We start from the raw sequence: 23,005 nt of genomic DNA on the forward strand, positions 1-23,005 counted from the left end.
GAAACGCCCGACGAGACAGCGACGCGGCGCTGTGAGATCGTGCACGAATCAGGATCGCGAGAGGGCGGGGAGATGGACGATTCGGCTCTTGCGCGGGCCGACAGCGCTGGTGATGATGGACGGGTCTGATCGCAAGCGCCCGACGGGACGAGACACCGAGTTGATCAGGGTCGCCATCGTTGACGATCACCCCATCGCCCGGCGCGGGGTCGCCGCGGTGCTGGCCGACACCGGCGGCTTCGACGTGCTCGCGTCCGTCGGCTCGCCCACCGAGTTCGCCGCGTGGGTGGCTGACGCGCAGACCACGCCCGACGTGGTCATCCTGGATCTCTACCACGACGTCGACCCGGTCCAGGGCGGGCACCGGCCCGGCCTGGACGCGGTGGCCGCGCTCGCGAACGCCACCCAGGTCCTGGTCATGTCGGCCTCGGGAGCGCCGGACGACGTGCTGGGCGCGGTACGCGCGGGTGCCAAGGGCTATATCAGCAAGCAGGCTCAGCCCGCGCAGTTCGCCACGGCCGTCGAGACCGTGGCGGCGGGCGGGTTCTGGCTGTCGTCGCAGCTCGCCGACATCCTTCAGACCCTGCTCACCCAGCCGCCGCCGGAGCCGTCGCAGCCGCAGGTCAAGCTGTCCCCGCGGGAGGAGCAGGCACTGGACCTGATCGCGCGGGGGTTCACGCACGCCCAGACCGCCACCCGCATGGGGGTCAGCAAAGGCACGGTCGACACCTACGTCGAACGCATCCGCGCCAAACTGCAGGTGGGCAACAAGGCCGAATTGATCAGGGCGGCGCTGGGACGACTGGACGGTAACAGGCGGTGATCCCGGCGTCCGGCGGGGCGCACCTGGCCCACAGCGAGAAGATGTTGTCCCGTACGGCCGCGCTGTTCCGGCTCGGGGGCCTCGTCCAGATCGCCTCGGCCTTCGCCACCGTGACGGTCCCGTACCGGACCATCTGGCCGGCCGTGCTGCTCGCGCTCGTCGTGAGCGCCGAGAGCGCGCTGGTGATCGCGATCTGGTGGCGGCGCTCCCGGATCGACGCTCGCTGGCTGACGGGCGACGTGATGGTGTGCGCGGCGGCGCTGCTGGCGGGCGGCTGGCTCTCGCCCATGCAGGCCAACCACACGTGGGCGTTCTTCATGTACCCGTTCACTCTGATCGCCTGTGTGGCCGTCGGGGCGGGCTACCGCGGCCTCCACCAGGTGCTGGCCGCGGCCGCCCTGCTGGTGGCCGCTTATCTCATCGCGACTGCCCTGCTGCACAACGACCCGTGGTGGAACCTGCCGCCCAACGCGCTCAGCTACGTCGCCAACACGGTCATCACCTGGCTGATCGCCCGGGAGCTGCGCCGTTCGGGGGCCGCGGCGGACGCGAGCGAGCAGGAGGCCCTGGCGCGTACGGCGGACCTGGCCCGCGAGCGTGAGGCCACCCGATACAGCCGCGCCCTGCACGACCGGGTGCTGCAGACGCTGGAGATGCTCTCGCAGGGGCACTGGATCTCCGACAAGGAACTCCGTGCCCACGTGGGAGCGGAGGCCGTGTGGCTGCGTGGCCTGGTCAGCGGCACCCCGCCGGACCAGCCGGACGATTTGCTCGCCGGGTTACAGGCGGTGGCGGCCGACCAAGCCAGGCGCGGCCTGCGGGTGGAGCTGAACGGGACCAATCTGTCCTCCGCGCAGACCCGGCAGATCCCGCCGAAGGACGTGGTCGAGGGCGTCTGCGGCGCGGTGCGCGAGGCGCTGACCAACGTCTGCAAACATGCGGGCGTCACCACCGCGGTGGTGCGGGCACGCCTGTCTCCGGCGGCGGACGAGCTGACCGTCAGCGTCCTGGACCAGGGCGTCGGCTTCGATCCCGCCGCCGGTGCCGTGGGCACCGGGCTCGCCGCCTCGATCCGCCAGCGCATCAGGGCTCTCGGCGGGACCGTGATCGTGGACAGCGCGCCCGGGGCGGGCACCCATGTCGAGATGCGCGTGCCGCTGCCGCCGGCGGGTGCGGACACCTCGTCGGCGGCAGCGGGGATCAGCGGTCAGTAGCAGACCTTCTGGCCCTTGGTGATGTGGTCGTAGTAGCCCCCGCCGCAGCTCAGGTGCATCAGGTGACGCGGGCGGGCGCTCTGCCCGCCGTACACGCCGCCGTTCGCGGTGAGCTGGGCGTTGCGCATGAGCGAGAAGTGCAGATGGGGCTCGAAGCCTCCGGTGCCGCCGACCGCGCCGATGACCGTGTTGTTGCCGATCTGCTGGCCGGTGCGCACGTAGATGGCACTGAGGTGGCACACCACGCTCCACCAGCCGCCGCCGTGGTCGACGATCACGTACAGGCCGCAGGTCTCCCAGCCGGACGGCGCCTGGCCCGCGTACTTGACCGTGCCCGCGCCGCCGGGTGACAGGACCGGGTCGCCCTGGTTCATGCCGAGGTCGAGCGCGTAATACTGGTTCATCTTGGTGGAGGTGTTGCAGTTGACGTGGTAGCCCTCGCCGTAGTAACTGCCGTTCTGCCAGGCGTAACCTGCGCCGCCGTTGGCGGCGGAGGTGAGGGGCGTCTGGAGGAACTTGGAGCTCGGCCAGTCGACGCACCCGCCCGCCAGCGGGGGAACGGAGCCGCCGCCGCTGTCGCAGTGCTGGATGCCCGGAGAGTATCCGTCGCTGCCCACGGTCGGCGTGTTCATGTACCAGTCGTAGACCCAGGTGCCGTCGGCCAGCCGGTCCCAGGTCCGGAACGGCTGGCCGTTGTAGACCTTGCCGTCCACCTGGTCACCGTTGTTGACCTGGCACGCCACGTCGAGGGAGGTGCCGTTGGGCACGTACCTGATGACGTGGTTGATGTGCGGCTCGCTCTGGATGGCCAGCCCCTGCGCGTCCGCGCCGGTCACCTGATACACGGCCGCGTGGGCGGGCGCGGCCAGGCCGAGGGAGGTCAGCACTGCGGCGAGCGCCACCAGTAACGCGGCGCGTAAGCGGGGAAGCTGTGACATGGGGGTGTACGTCCTTCCGTTCGTGATTGAGGCGGCTGAGAGTCAGGTCGCTCGGATCAGAACCAGCCCGAGCACTGGGCGTTGTCCCACCAGGGGTAGGCGCGGCGGGTGACGCACACCCGCGCCTTGGTCAGCGGCACGTTCGGGGCGTAGAGCTGGTCCGACCAGTAGGGTCCGCCTGTCGTCGTGCCGTCGAACTCGTAGTGGCGCCCCTCCCTGGCGGGAATGCCGCTGGAGGCCTGCCGTTGGACCCAGATCGCGTAGTGGCCGTTCTCGCTGACGGTGAAGCGTGCCCAGTTCGTCGCGCAGTTGCCGAACCTCATTTCCAGGTAGCCGTTGTAGGGCCGGAAACCGCTGCCTGGGACCGTCGAGGCGCCGGCGGAGCAGCCGGTGTCGTTCGGGTCCTTGTCGTCGCAGCCGGTGCCGGAGCAGGTGGCGAGGGCGGTGGCCGTCTGGGCGTCGGCCGCGACGGCCGCGGGGCCGGCGACGGCGGTCACGGCCAGCGCCGTGGCCACTGCGAACTTCCATCGGAGCATGGGTTTGCCTCCTCGGCGTGGGGGGGTTCGTTGCCGAGATCGACCATCCCGCGCTGACAGGCCTCAGTCATGTCAGGAAATGTCCAGACGCGTCCTGTCCCCGCAACGCGACAGGTCGCCTGTCGTGCGCTGTCTTCGCCTGCGGGGCTCCACGTGTCCGGCGCCGTCATGCGCGGGAGTCGGCCGCCGCTGACCTCTGAACCACGGAAGCACGACATGACACCGCGCGCCGCCGACAGCGGCGACCCTGGCACTGCGACACGACTGATCCGGCCCGCAACCGCGTCGACCTGGCATCTCGACTCTCGGAACCCACGGGCTGGAGGCCCTCTGCCAAGCCGTCAGCAGGCGGCTTCCACCGTCCTGCGATCATGGCCGGATATGGCCAGCCCTCTGGCCTGGAGGATGCCTACACTCCCCGGCATGACCTCTGAGCGGAACCGCGAGCTGGTGAAGCAGGCATGGCGATCGTTCTCGACCCGGGACAAGAACCTGATCGCGACGTTCTTCACCCAGGACGCGGAGTGGCTGGCCCCGGCCGGGAACGCCACCGCCGTGGCGCTCGGCGGGACGCACCACATGGTGGGCAGGGACGCCATCGTCCACTTCCTCACCGTCGATTTCCGGCGTATGTTCGTCGCCGATGTGGCGCTGGATTTCCGCGGGTTCCACGCCGACGGCGACGTGGTCGTGGTGGAGGAGACCATGCAGGCCACGCTGGCCAACGGCAACGCCTACCGCAACGACTACTGCTTCGTCTTCGAACTGCGGGACGGGCTGATCCATCAGGTGCGCGAGTACATGGACACCGCCAAGGGGCATCGCATGGTGTTCGGCGAGACATGACAGCGTTGGCGGAGCCGGCTGACTTCTTCATCGTCCATCTGGCCGGAGGCAGGTAGGCGAGCCCGCCCGGCCACCGGCCTCCCGACAGACGACGCCGGCCTGGGCCTGCGATCAAGACGGCAGCGGGTTGAAAGCCGGAAAGATCCGGCGGGTGGGTTGCACCTGACACGCCAGACCCCTGGCCCACCCACACTAGCGAGGGGTGGACGGGCCAGGGAGTGCCGGCTGTCAGGCGCAGGTGTATCCGGACGGAAGTGCGGTGTTGCCGTTCGGGCGGCTCGCCTGGAAGCCGAGGCCGGTGGTGCTGGCTCCGGGGGCGAGGGTGCCGTTGTAGCTGACGTTCCTGATGGTCACGGTCTGCCCGCTGACGGTGGCGGTGCCGTTCCACGAGCCGGTCAGCGTGTGCCCGGCCGGCAGCGTGAAGGTGACCGTCCATCCGTTGATCGTCGAGGTGCCGGTGTTGGTGATGGTCAGCGGCTGGATGACGTACCCGGTGGCCCACTGGGTCTGCACGGTGGGAACGGCCGTGCAGGTCGCGGTGGACGTGCCGGGCTGGGTGGTGACCTGCGCGGTGTTCGAGACCGGCGAGGTGTTGCCCGCGGCGTCCCGTGCCCTCACCTGGTAGCGGTACGTGGTGCTCGGGGTCAGGCCCGTGTCGCTGAACGAGGTCGTGGTCGAGGTGCCGACCTGGGTGAACGTGCCACCGCTCGCGCCGGGCGCGCGCAGGATGTCGTAGCCGGCGACGCCGTTGTCGTCCGTCGAGGCCGTCCAGCTCAGGTTCGTGCCCGTGGACGTGGTTCCCGAGGCCGCCAGGCCGGCCGGGGCCGTCGGCGGAGAGGCGTCGCCGCTGCTGGTGGTCGTGGTGAACGTGACCGGTTGCGAGTCGCCGGACAGGTTGCCCGCGCCGTCACGCGCCCGCACGTACACCTGGTATTGGGTGTTCGCGGTCAGCCCGGTGAGGGTGATCGAGTTGGTGGTGGACTGGCCGAGCTGCGGGTCGATGGCGCCCTGCTCGCGGTAGACGTTGTAGCCTGCCAGGCCGGAACCGCCCTGGTCGGTGGACGCGGCCCAGGTCAGCGTGGCGCCGGTGGCGGTCACGTTGGACGCGGCCGGGGTGCCCGGCGTGCTCGGCGGGGTGGTGTCGCCGGAGTCGCTGAGGGCCGGAGTCTGCCAGTCTCTCCACTCGGCCAAATTGCCGAGCGCCTTGGACGAGATCCTGATCGCGCCCGGAGCGTTGCCCGTCTTCAGCAAGAACTTCTGGATGTTCTGCTGCAGCGGGGTCCTCCATTCAGGCCTGTTGGCGCAGTGGGTACCGTCCTGGATGTCGGACCAGTAGGTGATGTTGTCTCCCGCACCGAGCGCCTTGTAGACCTCCGCTCCGCCCAGGGCCGCCACGCTCGCGGACTTGGGCCCCAGATTGGCGATGTGGGGGTTGTCCATGATGAACAGTCCTCGCGGCGCGACCATGGCCACCATTTCGTGCGTGTCCACAGGCAGCCTGGTGGGGCTGCTCGTGAAGGAGCCGAACGCGTCGCCCAGCCACGGCTGCTCTCCGTAGGCGCTGCTCAGACTCTGGGCGCCTTCCCCGGGAATCCCGCGGAAGATGGGAACCCCGGCGCTGCCCGACTCGATCGGCATGGTCAAAGCGATGCGCTGATCGAACGCGCCGATCACGAAGGCGCCCTTTCCGAACCGCGAGCATCCCGTGACGCCGGTCGCATCCGCTTTGAGAATGCTGCCGTCCGACTGCTCGATGACGTCGATGATCCGGCTCACACCCCAGGCCCAGGCGAGTAGCAGCCCCGTGCTGCTCGAGGAGCCGTAAATGCTGTAGAACGCGCCCTGTTTGTTATTGCGCGGGGTGCCCTCTTTCCCGACCGTGTAGGGGTCATAGTTGATGACGGCAGCACCAGCCGCCTTGATGGCGGCCGTGTCCGCGCCGAATCCTCCAAGGACAACGACGGCCGGGAAAGGTCCGGAACCACTCGGCAGGTCGACGCTCGCCGAGAAGGCGGCGCTCTTGCCGTTGTGGTTCACGTTCACAGTGATGCCGGTTCTCGAGACCGTCCCCGTGACACTGGCCGGCTTTCCGGGCTTGTCGCCATAGACGAACTTTTCCGCCAGCTTCTTGATCTCTTCCCGTCGGCACCGCCACTCGGACCTGGCGGAGATACGCGTACCGTCCAGCTTCTTGAAAGGATCGGGAAGCTTGGAGTCGGTAGGCAGGGATCCCGCGTCGGGCAGGCCGGTCACGGCGCAGTCGGCACCCTCGTCTTCAACCCCAGCGGCCGCGGCGGCCTCGGGGGATGCTGCCGTTACCGCTCCGGCGACCGAGAGCATCGCCGCTACCGCCAGCGCGACGACCCTTGAACGGATCATAGTGATCACTAAGGCGCTCCCTTCCGCGTGGGGTGTTGGCGATCAGTCTGGGAATCTCCCTGAAACATGTCAATATGTGTGCCGAAATGTTTCAGAGGTCGACTTTCCGTCGGTCATTTGAGCTGGGAATATATTTTTAACCAGTACCGAAACTATCGGAAATTAGCTGAATGAGAAATGCGTCGGCCTCGTCCGGCCCGCCGTTCCGAAACTTTCGCCTTTGCCTGATGCCAGGGCTCTCCGTCAGCCGAGGGCGTTGAGCAACTCGCGCTCGCGCTGGGCGCTGAGGCCGGCACGCCGTGCCCGGTCCAGCCCCTGCTCGCGTTCCCAGACCAGCGTGTCGGCCAGCAGCTCCGCCCGGGGCCGATGACGAAGGCCCGCGGCGCGCGCCGCGGAACCGTTCCGCGCCGAGAATCCCTCCCAGCCCGCCTCGACCAGCCACATCGGCAACGACTCGGCCCCCATGTACTCGGCCACGCCGTTCGCGAGCAGCCAGGCCGAGTCGGCGGCGACCAGCGGACCGGTGTGCCCGCCGACAGCGCGAGACAGCTCGATCCACTCTCCGAACGGAACGACCGGACCGACGGCGTCGTAGGTGCCGACGCACCCCGCCTCCCCCGCGTCCAGCAGCCAAGCCGCGAGGTCCCGCACATCGACAACCTGTGTCGGCAGAGCCCGCGCATCGGGAACCAGCATCGGCCCCCGCGGATCGCGTGCGGCACGGGCCACCCAGTAGCCGGAGCGTCCGCTGTGATCGCCGGGCCCGCCGATGAGTCCGGCACGCGCGATGAGGAGGCGGTCGCCGATCGCCGCCGCCGACGCCTGCTCGCAGGCGACCTTCGCCTCGCCGTACAGCTCACGCCCGACCTCGCTTCGGTCGGTCGCGGCGAGCAGGGGCGTGGACTCGTCCGCGTCCGCCGTGGCGTGGGAGGCGTAGGCGCTGCCGGAGGAGACATAGACCCAGTGCCGGGCCCTACCGCCCAGTGCATCGAGTGCTCCACGAACAAAGCCCGGCTGCCATGACACCTCGATGACCGCGTCCCATTCGCGGTCGAGCAGCGGTTCGTACGCCGAAGGATCACGCCGGTCGGCGGCCACCAGCCTCGCCCCGTCCGCGACTTGCCCGCTTTCGCCGCGAGCCAGACACGTCACCCGATGACCGCGTTCCACCGCCTGCCGCGACAGTTCCCGGCCCACCCATGCTGTTCCGCCCAGAACCAAGATCTCCATCCCGATACCCAAGCACCGCGAACACCGGACACCCAGCCGAGTTCACTGACAGCAGACCCGATGTCGTCACCTGATCGCGCCCCTTGCCATCCGGAGGTGTCCCGGGTCCGCCGAGCGGGCGCCGGCGCTCATCCGCGCAACAGCGGTAGCAGCTGATCGCCCTGGCGCCTGATCTCTGGCAGGTAGGGGGTGTCGGAGAGGACGAAGTGGGTGATGCCGAGGGCCTGGTATTTGCGCAGCGACTTCGCCACGTCCTCGGCCGAGCCGACCAGCCAGGTGGTGCCCGCGCCGCCGCCGCCGAACTTGCCGGGGGTGGTGTAGAGGTTGTCGTCGAGCACCTCTCCCCGCGCGGTCAGGTCGAGCAGCCGCTGCTGACCGACGGCGGTGAACCGGTTCGGGTCGCGCGAGATGCCGCCGTTCGCCATCTCCTCGACCTTGGCCTCGGCGTCGGCCCAGGCCTGTTCGGTGGTGTCCCGCACCAGTGTGGTGATCCGCAGCCCGAACTCCAGCGGTGGATGCTCTCGTCCGAGCTTCTCGCCGAGTTGCTTGAGCCGCTCGATCCGCGCGGCGACGTCGTCGAGTGGCTCGCCCCAGAAGAGCTGGACATCGGCCTCCGTGGCGGCCACCTTCTCGGCGGCTTCCGAGGCGCCGCCGAAGTAGAGCCGGGGGTGCCGGCGCTCGCCCCGGACGACTGTGCGCGGCGCCACGGTGGAGTCGGTGACGCTGAAGTGCTCGCCGCGGTAGGTGACGTTCTCCTCGGTCCACAGCTTGCGCACGATCTGGATGAACTCCTTGGTACGGGCGTAGCGGTGGGCCTGGTCGCCCTCGCTGTCGCCGTACGCCGCCAGGTTGTCCTTGCCCGACACGATGTTGATCAGCACCCGCCCGCCGGTGAGATGGTCCAGGGTCGCGGCGGCGGAGGCGAAGTTGGCCGGACGCCAGTAGCCGGGCCGTACCGCGATCAGCGGCTGGAACGTCGTCGTCCGCGCGGCCAGCGCGGTGGCGACCGTGAAGGTGTCGGGCCGTCCCCAGCCGGTCCCGAGGAGCGCCCCGCTCCACCCGTGCTCCTCGAGGGCCTGGGCGTGGCTGGTGAGGGTCTCCAGGCTGTTGTGGTCCGCGACGACGTCGTCGCCGCGGTGCCCGGGCTGGGCCTGGTTCGGGATGTACCAGAGGAATTGCCTAGTCTTCATGTAGGTAAAGCCTAGATTGTGGCCGGGTCACTCCGATACTCCCGACAGGAGATCACTTCGCTTTCTTCGCAGGCGCGCAGGAGCCCGCGTCCATCACCGGGCGCCGGCGAGGCTCTCGAAACAGGGTCGCAGGAGGGCGAGGATGTCGTCGGCGGGCGCTTCGGCAAGGGAACTGAGCTTGAGCAGGTAGCGGTCGACAACCACGCCCGTCATGATCGCGCTGATCAGGCCGGCGCGCAGGTCGGCGTCGCCGGCCGGGATGGCCGCCTCGATCCGCTCCAGCCACTCCGTCGCCGCCTCCCGGAACCCCTCGGCCGCTTCGGCGTGCGTGAGCATCGAGCGCAGCACCACCAGTGACGCCACGGGTTGCCCCTCCAAGCGCTTGCGGAGTACGGCGAGCAGGGCCTCGGCGGGGTCGCCCGGCGGCAACTCGTGGGGCTCGAGACGCGCCGCACGGGCGAACAGCTCCTCTTTCGACCCGAAGTAGTGCATCACCAGACCGGCGTTGACCCCGGCCGCGGCGGCGACCGCGCGGATCGTGGTGCGCTCGTAGCCCAGCTCGGCGAACGTCTCGCGGGCGGCGGCCAGGATCCGGGCTTCGGTGTCGCGGCGTTGCTGCGCGCGGGTGCGGCGGGGCGGCTCGGTCATCGTCTCATTGTACGGGCGTTGAACGAATCCGGATTTCGTTGTACGGTCATTCAATGAACATGCGTTCAACGAAAGTGGTGGAAGAGATCATGCGGGCCGGCCTCACGGGCGACCACGAGCGGTTCGTGGAGCTCATGGCCCCCGACGGGCTGATCGAGTGGCCGTACCGCCCCGACGGCGTCCCCGGCGAACTGCGCGGCAGAGAGGCCATCCGGGCATTCCTGGCCGCCAACAGCCGGCTGATCGCGTTCCACGAGTACACCGATGTGGAGATGCACGAGACGCTCGACCCCGAGGTGGTCATCGTCGAGTACGTGGCGCACGGCACGGTCACCGCCACCGGCGAGCCGTTCGAGCAGCGGCCGCTGGCGGTGTTCCGGGTACGGGACGGGCAGGTCGTGTCCTACCGCGACTACATCAACCCGCTGCCCCTCATGAAGGCCTTGCGAGGATCTAGGAGTACCGCTCACACACCCTGAAAGACACGCTCCTGGTGGCCTTAGAGGGTGTCAGCAGGTGGAAGACGATCGTGTGCCTGCCCGGCTCGAAGGCGCCGAAGGGGTTGCGCTGGTTCTTCGCCGTACCGGTCACCCAGTCCGTCTTCCATCCCTCGTCCTGGCCGTCCACGACCCAGCGGTAGCCGTACTCCACCTGCTTGCCTGACGGGCCCTTGAGCAAGGCGACGGGGAAGAGACTGGGCGACCAGCAGCCGTCTCCGGTCTGCTGCCCGTCCAGCGTCAACGACGCCAGGCGTACGGTCCCCGCAGCCGCCTTCGTGGTGGCGGTCTTCGGCGGGGTTGTCGTGGGTTTGGGTGCCGGCTGCGTGCGGGTGACGGTGGGTGTGGAGCCGCCGGTCCTGGTGGGGCGCGTCTTCTTGGCCGGCGCGCTGGGTGTCTTGGTGGTGCCCTGTTTCTTGGCCGGCGCAGTGGGTGTCGTACTGGGTGGCGGGGTGGCGTCCTGCGCCGTGGCCGAGGGGGCGGGCGCGGCCGTCGTCGCCGGCTCGTCGGACATCCACATGATCGCTCCGCCCACCAGGGCAGCGGACACCGCCAGTGCCCCGGCGCCCGCCAGCATCCCCTTCCAGCGCGGGCGACTCATGGTACGACCCGCCGTACCGCCTCGACGGCCCGTCGGGGCGCCTGCCGTACCGGCGGGCGGAGCGCCGATGAGCCGGAGCAGGACGTCCTGCATGGCGGGCCGGGCGGCGGGGTCCTTGGCCAGGCACGACAGCACGATCGGGCGCAGCGGACCCGGCAGGTCGCCCAGGTACGGCTCGTCGTGGAGGATGCGGCGGATCATCGCGGGCAGCGAGTCGTTGCCGAACGGCGGACTTCCTGTCGCGGCGAAGACCATCACCGACGCCCACGCGAAGACGTCCACCGCGGGGCCGAGCGGGGCGCCCGCCAGCTGCTCGGGCGCCATGTAGGCGGGCGTGCCGACGATGCTGCTCGTCACGGTCAGCGAATGGCCGGCCGCGCGGGCGATGCCGAAGTCGATGACCCGCGGCCCATCCCTCCCGAGCAGCACGTTGGCGGGTTTGAAGTCGCGATGCACCACCCCGGCCCGGTGGATCGCCGCCAGCGCGGTCGCGGTCGCCACCGCGAGCCGCTGCAGGTCGGCGCCGAAGTGACGACCGGCCTCCTGCAGCGAAGGCCCCTCGACATACTCGGTCACGATGTACGGCCGGCCGCCCAGTGACGCGTCGAGCACCTGAGCGATGCAGAACGGCTCCACCCGCCGCGCCGCGTCGATCTCCTTGGCGAAGCGATGATCACCGGCCAGGCCGTCCTCCAGCACCTTCACCGCGACCCGCCGCCCGTCGGGCCCCTGCCCCAGGAAGACCACTCCCTGCCCGCCCACGCCCAGACGCCCGAGCAGCCGGTAGGGGCCCACGGCCGGGGGATCTTCGGGCAGGAGCGGGTTCATCACTCGGTCCCGACCGGGCAGATGGTGAACGAGAGCGTCCGCACCGCCGTCGCGGGCGACGTGACTCGGAGGGTGATCTTGTGAGGGCCGTTCGGCTTCACGAGCGGGCCGACGACCTGCTGAGTGTGGGATTCGGCGATGACGGACTCAGAGCGCTCCACCACCCGTCCGTCCAGGACCCATTCGTAGTGAAATCTGGTGGCCAGCTTGGTCCCCTCAACCAGGCCGAAGGTGTTGCTCTGGCCGATCTGGCAGTCCTGGGTGTTGGCCTTCCTGGCGCCCATCGCCCGCACCCACACGATCCGGAACGAACCACCGCCCGATGAGGGCTTGGCCGATGAGGTCGCCGGTTTGGGAGCGGACCGCGTCGGCTTCGCGGTCTGCTTCACCGTCGGCTTCGTCGTGACCACCGATTTCGATGGGGACGGACTCCTGGTCCTCTTCGGGCGCTGGCGCGTCTTCGCCGGGGTCGGCGTCTTCGTCGAGGTCGCCGTCGCGGCAGAGGTGAACGTCAGTGGCTGCGTACTCGGTCGGGGTGCCTGGAGACCCCAGACGCTCGTGGCCCCCCAGACGACGGCACCCGCGACTGCCAGCGCCCCCACGCCGGAGACGCCCGCGACGACCGCCGACCTGCTCCCCCGCCGTCGCCGCCCGGGCACAGTGGACAGGGCGCGGCCGTCGGCACCGTCCGGACGCCCGAGGGCCTGTCCGCCGAGGAGCTGCAGCAACACCTCCCGCATGGCCGGCCGGCGCGCCGGATCCTTGGCCAGGCACCCCAGCACGATCGCGCGCAACGGTTGCGGCAGATCGCCGACCTGCGGCTCGTTGTGCAGGATGCGGTTGATCACCGCGGGCAACGAATCATCGCCGAACGGGGGCACCCCGGTGGCGGCGAACACCACGACCGAGGCCCACGCGAACACGTCGACGGCCGGCCCGCTCCGCTCTCCGGCGAGCTGCTCCGGCGCCATGTACGCGGGCGTCCCCACGATGCTGCTGGTAGCCGTCCGCTCCGATTCGACAGAACGGGCGATCCCGAAGTCGATCACCCGGGGCCCGCCCTGCCCCAGCAGCACATTGGCGGGCTTGAAGTCGCCATGGACGATGCCCGCCTGATGAATGGCCGCCAGCGCGGTCGCGGTCGCCACCGCGAGCCGCTGCAGGTCGGCGCCGACGTGGCGGCCGGCCTGCTGGAGCGAGGGGCCTTCGACATACTCGGTCACGATGTACGGCCGGCCGCCCAGTGACGCGTCGAGCACTTGAGCGATGCAGAACGGCTCCACCCGCCGCGCCGCGTCGATCTCCTTGGCGAAGCGCTCGCCGGCCAGTCCCTCGCGCATGACCTTGACCGCGACCGGCCTGCCGTCCGGACCCTGGCTCAGGTAGACCACCCCTTGGCCGCCCGCCCCCAGCCGCCCGAACAGCCGGTAGGGCCCCACGGCGGTGGGGTCGCCTTCCCGGAGGGGTTCGACGTGCGACATGGGACTCCTGTGACAGGCCTATGGGATCTTGGGCACCATAGCGGGAAATGTCACACCTAGTGGGCCAGTCGCGTAAACCGGTCGCCCGGGCGATCGACCCGCCCTGAGGCGCTGCCCACTGATCGCTCATCCGCATTGGGCCTTGTGCTCGCCTGACGTGGAGTGATCCCAGCCAAGGTCGCTTGGCGAGCCGATCCGAGCGACATCATCGGGCCTGCTCACTGTGGACCCGCAGCCAGGAGAGCACCTGGCCGGCGTGCCGGTCCGGCGGGAGCACCGGGTAGAAGACGTGCTCGATCACCCCGTCAGCGACGATCATGGTCAGTCTCCGGTACAGGGTCATCCCTCCGGTGGTGAAGGTCGGCAGGCCGAGCGCGTCACGTACGGCGAACCCGGGGTCGGACAGCATCGCGAACGGCAGGCGCAGCCGGTCGACGAGCTCCTGCTGGTAGGCACCCGACTGTGAGGAGAGCCCGTACACCCGGGCCGCCCCGGCCTCGCGCAGTTCCTCGTGATGGTCGCGGAACCCGCACGCCTCGGGTGTGCACCCCCGTGCCCCCGGGATCGTGTCCCAGCCCTCCGGCAGGTCCACCCCGGGACGCCCGGACAGGGGGTAGACGTACAGGACGGTCCGCCCAGCGCCCAGTGCCCGTCAGGGCGACCGCCGAACCGTCGGTGGCAGGCAGCGTCAGCCGGGGCAGGCGCAGTCCCGTCAGATGGTCGGCGGCCCCGTCGTCGGCTGGTTCGGGCAGGTTCGGGGGCAGCACGGTCCGCGTCGCGGCGGCCTCGTCAACGGAGGCGTGCCCGCCGGCCAGGCATTCCACGAACGGCCTGGTCTCTTCCACCGACAGGCCCAGGCTGGTCAGTTCCCTGATCTCCTCGACCTGGCGGACCGCCACCGGGTCGTAGTCCCGGTAGCCGTTGGGCAGCCGTGCCGGCACCACCAGCCCGACCCTCTCGTAGTAACGCAGCGCCCTGACCGTCACGGCGGTCCGGCGCGCCAGCTCTCCGACTCGCACGCCCCAACGCTGAACCCGTACCCACAGGTCCAGGTCAACTCGGAGGACCGTCCGGCCGAGCCTGCCGGGATCACTCGACAGCGCCGGATTGCGTGAGGAGGTCCTGGTACCAGGTGTCGTACGGATGGTTGGTGGCCGGGTAGTTCGCCGGCGGGTCGGTCGCTTCGCTCGCTGAGTCGAAGTCCCAGCCTCGCACGAGCCGGCCCGACTGCCGCGCCGCAGTGATGAACGAGGACTCGGTGGCGGGCGCGGCGTAGAACAGCGCGCCCTGCTGGAGCTCCGCGCTGTCGCCCTGCTGGAACTCGTCGAAGGCGGTCTGCTGGTAGCGGATGCGGTCGCCGGTGTACCTGTCGGTGTCGATCCGCAGGGTCTGGGACGGTGTCGGGCCGTCGGCGCCGGTCCACACGTGCACGCGCGACGTGCCGCTGGTCGAGGTGGTCTTGTCGTACCGGGCGTCGGAGGTCTTGGCGTTGCCGCTCCAGGAGACCGTCATCGCGCCTGCGTTGAGCACGCCGTCCCAGTTCCAGTTCTGGCTGCCGCTCTGGCTGCGGTGTATCTCGCGTAGCCGGGTGCCTGCCGCGTCGGTGAACCTGACCGTCGGCAGGACGCCGTCATCGTACTGGCGGCTGGGCGACCAGGTGATCTCGCCATCGGCGCCGAGGTGACCCACGTGGTACCACAGCGTGGTCGCGTTCTGGGACTGGTGGACCTCGACCAGGTCGCCGTTGTCGTTGAGCGCGACGGCCGGCGTCACACCGGTGTCGTACTTTCCGTGGCGTAGCCAGGTCACGCGGCCGTCGGCGCCGTACGTGCCGGTCCAGTACCACAGCACGCCCTGGCCCGAGTCATGCACCTCCACGACCTGGCCCCGGCCGTTGATCGCGACGGCCGGGTTGTAGCCGATGTCGCGTTTGTACACGGCGCGGGTCTTGCCGTCGCCGGAGATCACGGGGAGCACCCGGCCGCGCAGCGCGTCAACCGTCGGCGGGCTCGCCGGGTAGTCCCTGGCCCAGAACAGCCGCGAGCCGAAGACGGAGGTGAGCTCCTGGTTGAGCGCGGCCAGGTTGCCCGCGGCGTACGAGGTGTTGTCGGTCAGGTCGTCCTTGATGTCGAGCGCGACGACGATCGGTGCGGCGGTGGGATGCTGCGCGGACCAGGTGTTGATCACGTTGAGCCAGTCGCGCAGGAGGTTCGACGCGGGGTTTCCCGTGTGGTCGACCAGGTTGCCGGGCGAGTCGTGGCCGACGGAGTAGTCGTGTGAGGTGGCGTAGCCGTTGTCGTGTATGTCGAGTTCGATGAAGCGAATGCCGTGGTCGAGTTGGTAGGCGATCGAGTTCTTGGCGCCGTCGACATTGCCGGAGTAGCTGTTGTGCGTGGCGCGGAAGATCGCCGAGGGTAACGGCGGATCCGCCAACGCCTCGGCGGTTCCACTGATCAGTAACGTGGAGGCGGTGACGGCAAGCGCGGCCAGGACGGTTCTTGAACGAGGCATACTCTGATCCTCACGTCGGGGATCTTTCCAGCCAATACGATCACCTGCTGTCGGCCAACCCCGCCAGGCCGATCATCTGAACGCACGGATACGTACGGCCGTCGACGGCCCGCCCTCCAGCGCCCCGATCATCGCCGCCTGGTTCAGGGAAGCAGCATCGATCATTGCCGGACGAGCGTCATGAGCAGCGCGGTCACAGTCTTGGCGACAGGGTGTGCAGAGGGCCGGGTCGGCGGCGATCGCCGTCCAATGCGCACATCTGCCCTGACCGCTCCTCGCACTTTCCGATATACCCCCCGGCGGTATAATCTGGGCAGCCCGACCGAGGAGCATCTTCATGGACCACAGTGGTCACCATCATGCGTCCCCTGAGCCGACTCCCCCAGCGGAGCACGAGCACGCGCACCACGCGACCGGACCGGCCGGGGACGATCTCCCCACCCCGCCCATGGCCACGTGGACGATGGCCGCACAGGCCACCCTGCACTGCCTGACAGGCTGCGCCATAGGCGAGGTGCTGGGCATGATCATCGGCACCGCCGCCGGCCTGTCCAACCTCGCCACCGTTGTGCTGTCCGTGGCGTTGGCCTTCGTGTTCGGCTACGCGCTTACCATGCGTGGCGTGCTGCGGGCCGGAGTCGGCTTCCGCACCGCGTTGAAGGTGGCGCTGGCCGCGGACACCATCTCCATCGCGATGATGGAGATCCTGGACAACGCGGTGATGGTGTTCGTGCCCGGCGCCATGGACGCGGGCCTGACGAGCTGGCTGTTCTGGGTGTCGCTGGCCGGATCGTTGCTGGTGGCGTTCGTGCTGACGACACCGGTGAACAAGTGGCTGATCTCCCGGGGCAAGGGCCATGCGGTGACGCACCAATACCATCACGGCCACTAGACCCGATGGGGTAACGCGCGGCCCGGGCCTGGAGCAGTGGGGTCACCGCGCGGCGAGGGTCCTCGGGTGGCCTCGACGCCTGGCGCGAACTCCATCAGCGCAAGCTCGCCGAGCTCGACGAACGGATCGCCCAGGCCCGAGCGGCGCGCATCGCCATCGCCCACGCCACTGGCCCGTGGACACCGAGAAGGCATCTTCCACTGCCCCGACTTCGACGCCCGCCTCGCCGGATGGCCCCTCCACCAGGCGCACGCTCACTGACATGCCGTTGTCCACCGTCGAAAGGCGTCAACGACATGCCGGACCCGGTGCCGCGGTCAGGATGTGGCCGGTGCGGGGCCGGTCCGCTGAGCGGGCTGTAACAGCTCGATCAGGTTGCCGGCGGGGTCGGCGAGCAGGATCTGGCGTCCGCCGGGGCCTGACACCAGGTCGCTGCGGAACGACAACCCCGCACCGCGGAGCCGGCCGATCTCGGCGTCCAGATCGTCGACGATCAGGTGGATGCGATTTCGGCCGGAGGTGGCGGCGTCGGCGGGGGTGGCGCGGGCACCGGAGCTGGCAGGTCCGGACAGCAGTAGCCGCAGCGGTCCGCGAACCACGTCGGCGAAGGCGGGGGCGGCGCTGGTGTTGACACTGAAGCCGAGGTGGGTGGTGTAGAAGTCGACGGCCGCCTGGACGTCGTCGACCAGGTAGCGGACGCTGGCGTACTGGTCGGATGGGGTCACGGCTGTGCCTCCTTACGGTTGCCGGTGGCGAGCACCGGTAGCAGGTGCCGGATGCGGGTGTCGATGTCGGCCGCGGTGCGGGCGAAGACCGGGTAGCCGGCGTCGCCCGCCGCCGCGGGATCGGGGATGCTCCAATGAACGCGGCGGGCATGGTCGACGAGTTCGGGGGAGACCTCGCGGGCCTTGTCACACAAGGTGATCAGGTAGTCCAACCGGCGGTCGGTCAGAGCGTTCAGGTGGAGGGGGCTCTGCCCGGAGATGTCGATGCCGTACTCATCGTGCAGAACCCGTGCGGTGTGCGGATGCAGGCGCGGCTTGGGACGGCTCCCAGCGCTGATCGTCTCGACCCGGCCGGCGGTACGCCGGCGGAGCAGGGCTTCGGCCATGGGTGAGCGGACGCTGTTGCCGGTGCAGACAAACAGCACCGCCACCGGTGCGACCGGATGGGACGCCGGTGGCGCCGGACGCAGGCGCAGCGCCGGGTGCAGAGCGATGCCCGCGCCGGCGAGCGCTTCCGCGCAGCGATCCAGGTTCAGGTGGTAGGAGCTGTCCCGGCCGTCGAAGCTGCTGCGCGTGGCGGTGACCAGGCCCCCGTCACGCAGCAGCCGCAGGTGGTAGGAGACCAGGTTTTGCGGCTGGCCGACCAGCGTGACCAGCTCGCGCACCCGCAGGTCGCTGCAGGCGAGTTCGGCCAGCAGCCGCCAGCGTAGCGGGTGGCCGGCCAGGCGCACGAACGCCGGCGCGGCAGCTCTACAGCGCTCCGCTCCCCTGGGACATAGGCCGCCCACAGCCGGCCTTCCTCGCCCTCGCCCACGTCGGCTTCATCCAGGGCCGGGCGCTGGATGTCGGGTGCGGCAGCGGCGAGCACGCCCTCATGTGCGCCGCCCTGGGCCTGGAGGTCACCGGCGTCGATCTCGCCCCCATCGCGATCAGCCGCGCCCAGAACAACGTCCGCGAACGGGGACTCACCGCGCGATTCCTCCGCCACGACGCGCTGAGGCTGGCCGCCACCTCTTCCTGCTGTGCTTCAGCGACCGGCAATCCGGCGAAGGCGAGTACGGGCCGCGCCGCGTAACGCGGCAGGAGTTCCAGACGCGTTCGCCGACGGCTGGAGGCTCGACTCGATCGAGGCCACCACCATCGACAACACCTTCATCCCTGACGGCGTCCTGGCCTGGCTCGCCGCAGTCACCAGAATCTGACCCCCGAAAGGATCAGCCGTGCCAACCGCCGAAGCTCACATCACGACCGACCGCGCCAGCCGCTACCTTGTCCAGCTCTGCCGCCACGCCGGCCAGATGGGCCACGGGTTCCCAGCTCACCCTGGCCCACACGCCGGCGGCGAAAGGCCGAGGAACGTCCAGGCGGATTGGTCGGAGACGGACGGGACCATCACGCTCGACTGGGGCACCTGCACCCTCAACGCCACCCCGGAAACGTTGACGCTGCGCGTCGAAGCCGAGGACGAGGACCGCCTGCGGCGCGCCCAAGCCCTTCTCACCAAGAACATCACCAGGATGGGCCGGCGTGACAACCTGACCGTGGACCGGCACCGCCCCGATGGCACCACCGGCCCGGCGACGGCTCCACCGCACGGAAGACGCCACACCGCGCTCGGCCTCACACTGGCCGCGGTCCTGGCCGTCGCCGTGCACGGGGGACTGGCCGCCGGCGTGCTGACCATCCCGCAGTGGACGGGCCTGGGCGCGGACGTCGTCCTGGCGGCCGTCCTGGTGAAGGCCGCCCTCGTCGCCACTCACCTCTGGCGCCGCCGCCGCACTTCCACCAGAGCCCGCTGAACCATCGCGGGACTCCGCTCAGTTCGCTCGCAGCCCGGCCAAGGTGAGCGCGACGAGCCGGCGAGCAGCAGCCTCAGAGGACAGCTCGACGGCAGCCCGCAGCGCGTGCAGGCAGAACGTGGCGAGCTCGTCCGCCGGCACGTCGTCACGAACGTCACCGGCCCGCACGGCGTCGGCCAGCGTGTCGCGCAGCATCTCATGCAGCCGGCGCTGGGCGCGGCCGACGTCCTCCGACCGGTGCAGGAGCGCCACGAGATCGCCGCCGAAGCCGTGCCGCGCCATCCGCTGATGCATCAGCGCGTACGTCTCCAGCATGGCCTCGAGCCGTCGCCCTGCGTCGCCCTCGCGCTCCTTGACCTGGGCGAGATGCTCCACGTGCCCGGCGACCATGCGACCGTGCCAGGCCAGCAGGATCGCCTCGACATCCGGGAAGTACTTGTAGAGCGTCGCCCGCCCGATGCCGGTCTTCTCGGCGATCTGCGACATCGTCACCGACAGCAGCCCCCGCTCGCCCACCAGCTCGACGGTGGCGTCCAGGATCGCGTCATGCACGGTACGGCGATGCGCCTCGATCGTCTCGTTCCACAACTTCGGCACCCGCCCAGTTTACGAACCGACGGGAGCGAAACACAGCGCCGACCAAGCGACGATCTGTCACCCGCTGTTCCCGGCGACCGTGGCTTGGGCAGGCCGGTGGCGGCGAGGTGTGCCCCTCCCCCGCCCTTCGCACGGCGGGCGTCACCTTCGAGGTTCTCGCGTGATGCCGTGGAGGCACGTTGTGACGAGGTGATCGACGAAGGTCGGCGGGATCTCGATGTCGGCTGCGGGGGTGCCCCTGAACAGGTGGGGGAGGATGAGTTCGTGGCACGCCCCGACGATCATGGCGGCGGCGGCATCGGGGTGCGCTTCGGGGCTGAGGCGGCCGAGGGCCTGCTCGGCGCCGAGGTAGGCGGCCAGTTCGGCGCGCAGGCCGCGGCCCTGGGCGACCGGGTTGTCCAGCGCGGCGAAGCGGGCGAGCACGGCGGGCTGCGCTATCAGGCCGGCGAAGGCGGGCAGGATCGCCAGGTGGAGGTCTATGCCGTAGGTGACGTAGACGCGCAGATTGCCCTCCAGGTCGCCGTGACCCGCGCGGCTCGGCAGCGGGGGCAGTTTCTGCTGGACCGTCCGGACGTGCGCGTGCAGCGCCAGGGCGAGCAGTTCCTCTTTGTCGGCGAAGTGGTTGTACAGCACCCCGTCGGCCACCTGGGCCTCGCGGGCGATCGCCCGGACCGTCAGGCCGGCCGCGCCGTGCCGGGCCAGCAGGCGTTCGGCGGTCGCGATGAGATGGTCGGGCAGCGTCTGGCCGTCGCTCAGAGCGGCGGCCTTGCGGGCGGTCACGGGCGGGTCGCCGTGATCAGGTAGGCGGCGCCGCGCAGCCGTACGGCATCGGCCTGCTCGTAGGGACGAAGGGCGTTGGCGAGCGCGGTGCGGGCGCGGGACGCGGCGGCGGGCTCGGCCTGATCGAGCAGGAAGCGGACGGGTCCCCAGGCGGCGAGGAAATCGGCGGCGTCCTGGACGTCTCTGCCCCATACCTGCGGCGCCTCGACGGGGGTGGCCGTCACGCCGGTGAAGCCCGCCGCGGTGAACACCTCGTGGATCCGGCCCGGATCGGACAGTGAGGCCGGTCCCTCTCCGTGCGATGCGGACTCGGGCGCCGGCAGGTGGCCGAGCATGGCGGTGAACACGCGGCCGAGGTCGTTGTCGGCCATCTCGCGCAGGCTCAGGAAGGCCACACGACCGCCCGGTCGCAAGGCGCGGGCGATGTTGGCGAAGGCGACCACCGGATCGGCGAAGAACATGATCCCGAAGCGGCTGATGGCCAGATCGTAGGAGTCGGCGGGAAAGGGGTGAACTTGGGCGTCGCCCTGCTCGAAGTCGATGTTGGCGACGCGCTCCCCGGCCGCGGCGGCGCGCGCCCTGCCCAGCATGGGCGCCGACAGGTCGACACCGGTGACGTGCCGGGCGCGCCGGGCGGCCAGCCTGCTCACCTGGCCGTTGCCGCATCCCACATCGAGCACCCGATCCCCTTCCCGGACGCTCTGCAGCAAGTAGTCGTTGAACCCGCTGTTCACGGCATCGTACCGAGCATGGTGGTCGGCCCAGTGGTTGCCTTCGTAGCCGTTCCACGCCTCGGCTTGGTGTGTGTTGACGATCGTCATGCCGCTCTCCTTATGAACACTCGTTCATGAGCATGCGTTCATAATGACGAACGAGCAGCCCGAGCGTCAATGGGCCAATACGACGACCCATGGCCCCGGCGCCGCACCCTTCGGACCGGCCTGGTGCAATTGCGACTTATGACGATCGCTCGTTCGTTGGTGCTGTTCGCCGTGGCCGCGCTGTTCGAGATCGGTGGCGCTTGGCTGGTCTGGCAAGGCGTGCGTGAGCAGCGCGGCCTGATCTGGGTCGGTGCAGGTGTGGTCGCGCTGGGGGTTTACGGTTTCGTCGCGACATTGCAGCCGGACGCCCACTTCGGCCGGATCCTCGCTGCCTACGGCGGCGTGTTCGTGGCCGGCTCCCTGGTGTGGGGCATGGTCGCCGACGGCTTCCGTCCCGACCGCTGGGACGTCATCGGCTCGCTGCTGTGCCTGGCCGGCGTCCTGGTGATCATGTACGCGCCTCGAGGGTGAGGCGCCGGCGGCCGAATCGCTGCAGAGGCCGCTCGATGAATCGGTGGCTCAGCCAGCTGGCCGGGAGGAGCACGCCGAGGAAGAGCACGCTGATGGCGATCTGCAGGGGCAGCGGTGACCAGCGCATCTCCCCCGCCAGACGCATGACGACGAGGAGGATCGGCAGGTGCACCAGGTAGAGGGAGTAGCTGATCGTCCCGAGCCAGGTGAGGAAGGCGGGTACGCGACGGGCTCGCCCGGCCATGGCAGCGGCGAAGGTGGCGCCTGCCAGGACGATGGTCAGGCTCCACACGTCCGGCTGGACCCACCACCAGCCGGCGTTGATCGCCCAGAGCGGAGTCGAGGCCACCAGCAGGATGACGATGGCCACCGGCCACAGCCAACCATCGCCGCGCTCCCACCGGCGTATCGCCGTACCGGTGAACATGACCGCGAGGATCGCGGCGGCGAACCACGGAACGCGACTGCTCAGCAGGACCAGGGCCAGCCCCATGACGCCCAGCGCGCATGACGCGGCCGTGATCGCGCGTCCGGAGATCACGCACACCAGCCCGGCGACGAACACCGTGAACGACAGCCAGGCCAGCCACCCGCCCGACAGCGGCGCGCCGGACAGGGTCAGGGCGGTGACGGCGCAGATCAGCCCGAACAGGACCGGCAGCAGGGCGCGGCGGTCACGCACGCCGGTCACGAACAGCGCGGCGACCAGCAGGTAGAAGACCATCTCATACGACAATGTCCACATGGTGTTCAGCACACCGGCCACGCCGACCGTGTCCATCAGCATCGTCGCGTGCGCGGCCACCGACGCGGCGTCCCTGGGCACCTCCTCGCGTACGGGGATCCACCACGACAGAGCCAGCACCACGCCGATGACCGCGAGGTAGAGCGGATAGAGGCGAAAGAGGCGACCGATCCAGAACGTCCGCACGCCGCCCCGGCGTTCCAGCGAGGCCGGGATGATGTATCCGCTGACCAGGAAGAAGACCAGGACGCCGTACACGCCCAGGTTGAACGAGGTGGGGCGTAACCAGGGCATGGCCCAGGTCGTCAGGTGCTCGCCCACGACCGCCAGCGCCCCGACGCCCCGCAACGCGTCCAGCCACGCCAGCCGGGTAGGCGCAGTCTGCGCGACTTGAGGGGATTCCGTAGGGGCCGTCACCATGTGCCAAACGTATCGGAGTGGTGATCCGCGGGC

At 69.8% G+C, this 23,005-nt stretch carries 24 protein-coding genes and 1 pseudogene; 8 read left to right on the forward strand and 17 right to left on the reverse strand.

Annotated features, from left to right (window positions below; all coding sequences use genetic code 11):
- Positions 1–88 precede the first annotated feature (88 nt).
- Complete coding sequence (locus ACQPWU_RS38465) at positions 89–823, forward strand: response regulator (RefSeq protein ID WP_433430467.1); 735 nt, start codon at positions 89–91, stop codon at positions 821–823.
- The gene (locus ACQPWU_RS38470; RefSeq protein WP_433430468.1) at positions 820–2,037 is read left to right on the forward strand and encodes a sensor histidine kinase; all 1,218 of its coding nucleotides are present in this window, start codon (positions 820–822) and stop codon (positions 2,035–2,037) included. Before ACQPWU_RS38465 ends, ACQPWU_RS38470 begins: the two co-directional genes overlap by 4 nt.
- On the opposite strand, the gene ACQPWU_RS38475 is transcribed toward ACQPWU_RS38470, so the two are convergent.
- Together ACQPWU_RS38475 and ACQPWU_RS38480 are read right to left on the reverse strand one after the other, a co-directional pair.
- A complete protein-coding gene (locus tag ACQPWU_RS38475; protein ID WP_433430469.1) occupies positions 2,031–2,975 on the reverse strand; it encodes a peptidoglycan DD-metalloendopeptidase family protein in 945 nt (314 codons plus the stop codon). The genes ACQPWU_RS38470 and ACQPWU_RS38475 overlap by 7 nt on opposite strands.
- A 56-nt stretch (positions 2,976–3,031) precedes the next feature.
- Positions 3,032–3,511 carry a hypothetical protein gene (locus ACQPWU_RS38480; RefSeq protein WP_433430470.1) on the reverse strand — a complete coding sequence of 160 codons (480 nt, stop codon included), beginning with the start codon at positions 3,509–3,511 and terminating at the stop codon, positions 3,032–3,034.
- A gap of 423 nt (positions 3,512–3,934) precedes the next feature.
- Between ACQPWU_RS38480 and ACQPWU_RS38485 the strand changes: the two genes are divergently transcribed.
- Positions 3,935–4,357 (forward strand): nuclear transport factor 2 family protein, encoded by a 423-nt coding sequence (locus tag ACQPWU_RS38485; RefSeq protein ID WP_433430471.1) that lies wholly within the window; start codon positions 3,935–3,937, stop codon positions 4,355–4,357.
- A gap of 228 nt (positions 4,358–4,585) precedes the next feature.
- On the opposite strand, the gene ACQPWU_RS38490 is transcribed toward ACQPWU_RS38485, so the two are convergent.
- The 4 genes from ACQPWU_RS38490 to ACQPWU_RS38505 form a co-directional block, all read right to left on the reverse strand.
- Positions 4,586–6,736, reverse strand: coding sequence for a fibronectin type III domain-containing protein (locus ACQPWU_RS38490; protein ID WP_433445393.1), 2,151 nt, complete (start codon positions 6,734–6,736; stop codon positions 4,586–4,588).
- A gap of 243 nt (positions 6,737–6,979) precedes the next feature.
- Entirely contained in the window at positions 6,980–7,966 is a 987-nt protein-coding gene (locus ACQPWU_RS38495) for an NAD-dependent epimerase/dehydratase family protein (RefSeq protein ID WP_433430472.1), read from the reverse strand.
- Between the two features lie 128 nt (positions 7,967–8,094).
- On the reverse strand, positions 8,095–9,156 hold the full coding sequence (locus ACQPWU_RS38500; RefSeq protein ID WP_433430473.1) for an LLM class flavin-dependent oxidoreductase: 1,062 nt from the start codon (positions 9,154–9,156) through the stop codon (positions 8,095–8,097).
- A 93-nt stretch (positions 9,157–9,249) separates the two neighbouring features.
- Positions 9,250–9,804, reverse strand: coding sequence for a TetR family transcriptional regulator (locus ACQPWU_RS38505; protein WP_433430474.1), 555 nt, complete (start codon positions 9,802–9,804; stop codon positions 9,250–9,252).
- A 53-nt stretch (positions 9,805–9,857) separates the two neighbouring features.
- Here ACQPWU_RS38505 and ACQPWU_RS38510 point away from each other — a divergent pair, with 53 nt between their 5' ends.
- Positions 9,858–10,283: a nuclear transport factor 2 family protein gene (locus ACQPWU_RS38510; protein WP_433430475.1), complete on the forward strand. Its 426-nt coding sequence runs from the start codon at positions 9,858–9,860 to the stop codon at positions 10,281–10,283.
- Here ACQPWU_RS38510 and ACQPWU_RS38515 read toward each other — a convergent pair.
- From ACQPWU_RS38515 to ACQPWU_RS38535, 5 genes and pseudogenes are all read right to left on the reverse strand, one after another.
- Positions 10,258–11,730 carry a serine/threonine-protein kinase gene (locus ACQPWU_RS38515; RefSeq protein ID WP_433430477.1) on the reverse strand — a complete coding sequence of 491 codons (1,473 nt, stop codon included), beginning with the start codon at positions 11,728–11,730 and terminating at the stop codon, positions 10,258–10,260. The two genes, ACQPWU_RS38510 and ACQPWU_RS38515, sit on opposite strands and share 26 nt — an antisense overlap.
- On the reverse strand, positions 11,730–13,211 hold the full coding sequence (locus ACQPWU_RS38520; RefSeq protein WP_433430479.1) for a protein kinase domain-containing protein: 1,482 nt from the start codon (positions 13,209–13,211) through the stop codon (positions 11,730–11,732). The genes ACQPWU_RS38515 and ACQPWU_RS38520 overlap by 1 nt, the downstream gene beginning before the upstream one ends.
- A gap of 205 nt (positions 13,212–13,416) precedes the next feature.
- Entirely contained in the window at positions 13,417–13,803 is a 387-nt protein-coding gene (locus tag ACQPWU_RS38525; RefSeq protein WP_433430481.1) for a peroxiredoxin, read from the reverse strand.
- Between the two features lie 256 nt (positions 13,804–14,059).
- A pseudogene (locus tag ACQPWU_RS38530) lies at positions 14,060–14,230 on the reverse strand (MerR family transcriptional regulator); the annotation flags it as partial.
- Between the two features lie 70 nt (positions 14,231–14,300).
- Positions 14,301–15,722 (reverse strand): hypothetical protein, encoded by a 1,422-nt coding sequence (locus ACQPWU_RS38535; RefSeq protein WP_433430483.1) that lies wholly within the window; start codon positions 15,720–15,722, stop codon positions 14,301–14,303.
- A 337-nt stretch (positions 15,723–16,059) separates the two neighbouring features.
- On the opposite strand from ACQPWU_RS38535, the gene ACQPWU_RS38540 reads away from it, so the two are divergent.
- On the forward strand, positions 16,060–16,614 hold the full coding sequence (locus ACQPWU_RS38540; RefSeq protein WP_433430485.1) for a DUF4396 domain-containing protein: 555 nt from the start codon (positions 16,060–16,062) through the stop codon (positions 16,612–16,614).
- Positions 16,615–16,931: 317 nt separating this feature from the next.
- Here the strand turns inward: ACQPWU_RS38540 and ACQPWU_RS38545 are convergent, their stop codons facing one another.
- Both ACQPWU_RS38545 and ACQPWU_RS38550 read right to left on the reverse strand, forming a co-directional pair.
- Positions 16,932–17,339, reverse strand: a complete 408-nt coding sequence (locus ACQPWU_RS38545) for a VOC family protein (RefSeq protein ID WP_433430487.1) — start codon at positions 17,337–17,339, stop codon at positions 16,932–16,934.
- The gene (locus tag ACQPWU_RS38550; protein WP_433430488.1) at positions 17,336–18,070 is read right to left on the reverse strand and encodes an ArsR family transcriptional regulator; all 735 of its coding nucleotides are present in this window, start codon (positions 18,068–18,070) and stop codon (positions 17,336–17,338) included. Before ACQPWU_RS38550 ends, ACQPWU_RS38545 begins: the two co-directional genes overlap by 4 nt.
- 92 nt (positions 18,071–18,162) lie before the next feature.
- Between ACQPWU_RS38550 and ACQPWU_RS38555 the strand changes: the two genes are divergently transcribed.
- Entirely contained in the window at positions 18,163–18,414 is a 252-nt protein-coding gene (locus ACQPWU_RS38555; protein ID WP_433445395.1) for a class I SAM-dependent methyltransferase, read from the forward strand.
- 145 nt (positions 18,415–18,559) lie between these two features.
- Positions 18,560–19,138, forward strand: coding sequence for a DUF2218 domain-containing protein (locus ACQPWU_RS38560; RefSeq protein WP_433430489.1), 579 nt, complete (start codon positions 18,560–18,562; stop codon positions 19,136–19,138).
- An 18-nt stretch (positions 19,139–19,156) separates the two neighbouring features.
- Here ACQPWU_RS38560 and ACQPWU_RS38565 read toward each other — a convergent pair whose 3' ends face one another.
- The 3 genes from ACQPWU_RS38565 to ACQPWU_RS38575 form a co-directional block, all read right to left on the reverse strand.
- Complete coding sequence (locus ACQPWU_RS38565; RefSeq protein ID WP_433430491.1) at positions 19,157–19,735, reverse strand: TetR/AcrR family transcriptional regulator; 579 nt, start codon at positions 19,733–19,735, stop codon at positions 19,157–19,159.
- A 141-nt stretch (positions 19,736–19,876) separates the two neighbouring features.
- Entirely contained in the window at positions 19,877–20,515 is a 639-nt protein-coding gene (locus tag ACQPWU_RS38570; RefSeq protein WP_433430492.1) for a TetR/AcrR family transcriptional regulator, read from the reverse strand.
- Entirely contained in the window at positions 20,512–21,336 is an 825-nt protein-coding gene (locus ACQPWU_RS38575) for a class I SAM-dependent methyltransferase (protein ID WP_433430493.1), read from the reverse strand. The genes ACQPWU_RS38570 and ACQPWU_RS38575 overlap by 4 nt, the downstream gene beginning before the upstream one ends.
- A 138-nt stretch (positions 21,337–21,474) precedes the next feature.
- Here ACQPWU_RS38575 and ACQPWU_RS38580 point away from each other — a divergent pair, with 138 nt between their 5' ends.
- Complete coding sequence (locus ACQPWU_RS38580; RefSeq protein WP_433430494.1) at positions 21,475–21,807, forward strand: YnfA family protein; 333 nt, start codon at positions 21,475–21,477, stop codon at positions 21,805–21,807.
- Here the strand turns inward: ACQPWU_RS38580 and ACQPWU_RS38585 are convergent.
- Positions 21,785–22,972 carry an acyltransferase family protein gene (locus tag ACQPWU_RS38585; RefSeq protein WP_433430496.1) on the reverse strand — a complete coding sequence of 396 codons (1,188 nt, stop codon included), beginning with the start codon at positions 22,970–22,972 and terminating at the stop codon, positions 21,785–21,787. The two genes, ACQPWU_RS38580 and ACQPWU_RS38585, sit on opposite strands and share 23 nt — an antisense overlap.
- Positions 22,973–23,005: the final 33 nt, after the last annotated feature.

It is taken from the genome of Nonomuraea sp. CA-141351 (assembly GCF_050944675.1).
GTDB lineage: Bacteria > Actinomycetota > Actinomycetes > Streptosporangiales > Streptosporangiaceae > Nonomuraea.

What these genes read in the sequence shown, in the direction of transcription:
- ACQPWU_RS38495 (WP_433430472.1), bottom strand. Translation starts at nt 7,966, where the DNA reads ATGGAGATCTTGGTTCTGGGCGGAACAGCATGGGTGGGCCGGGAACTG.
- ACQPWU_RS38520 (WP_433430479.1), bottom strand. Translation starts at nt 13,211, where the DNA reads ATGTCGCACGTCGAACCCCTCCGGGAAGGCGACCCCACCGCCGTGGGG.
- ACQPWU_RS38475 (WP_433430469.1), bottom strand. Translation starts at nt 2,975, where the DNA reads ATGTCACAGCTTCCCCGCTTACGCGCCGCGTTACTGGTGGCGCTCGCC.
- ACQPWU_RS38515 (WP_433430477.1), bottom strand. Translation starts at nt 11,730, where the DNA reads ATGAACCCGCTCCTGCCCGAAGATCCCCCGGCCGTGGGCCCCTACCGG.
- ACQPWU_RS38510 (WP_433430475.1), top strand. Translation starts at nt 9,858, where the DNA reads ATGAACATGCGTTCAACGAAAGTGGTGGAAGAGATCATGCGGGCCGGC.
- ACQPWU_RS38540 (WP_433430485.1), top strand. Translation starts at nt 16,060, where the DNA reads ATGGACCACAGTGGTCACCATCATGCGTCCCCTGAGCCGACTCCCCCA.
- ACQPWU_RS38485 (WP_433430471.1), top strand. Translation starts at nt 3,935, where the DNA reads ATGACCTCTGAGCGGAACCGCGAGCTGGTGAAGCAGGCATGGCGATCG.
- ACQPWU_RS38505 (WP_433430474.1), bottom strand. Translation starts at nt 9,804, where the DNA reads ATGACCGAGCCGCCCCGCCGCACCCGCGCGCAGCAACGCCGCGACACC.
- ACQPWU_RS38575 (WP_433430493.1), bottom strand. Translation starts at nt 21,336, where the DNA reads ATGACGATCGTCAACACACACCAAGCCGAGGCGTGGAACGGCTACGAA.
- ACQPWU_RS38535 (WP_433430483.1), bottom strand. Translation starts at nt 15,722, where the DNA reads ATGCCTCGTTCAAGAACCGTCCTGGCCGCGCTTGCCGTCACCGCCTCC.
- ACQPWU_RS38490 (WP_433445393.1), bottom strand. Translation starts at nt 6,736, where the DNA reads ATGATCCGTTCAAGGGTCGTCGCGCTGGCGGTAGCGGCGATGCTCTCG.
- ACQPWU_RS38480 (WP_433430470.1), bottom strand. Translation starts at nt 3,511, where the DNA reads ATGCTCCGATGGAAGTTCGCAGTGGCCACGGCGCTGGCCGTGACCGCC.
- ACQPWU_RS38580 (WP_433430494.1), top strand. Translation starts at nt 21,475, where the DNA reads ATGACGATCGCTCGTTCGTTGGTGCTGTTCGCCGTGGCCGCGCTGTTC.
- ACQPWU_RS38500 (WP_433430473.1), bottom strand. Translation starts at nt 9,156, where the DNA reads ATGAAGACTAGGCAATTCCTCTGGTACATCCCGAACCAGGCCCAGCCC.
- ACQPWU_RS38585 (WP_433430496.1), bottom strand. Translation starts at nt 22,972, where the DNA reads ATGGTGACGGCCCCTACGGAATCCCCTCAAGTCGCGCAGACTGCGCCT.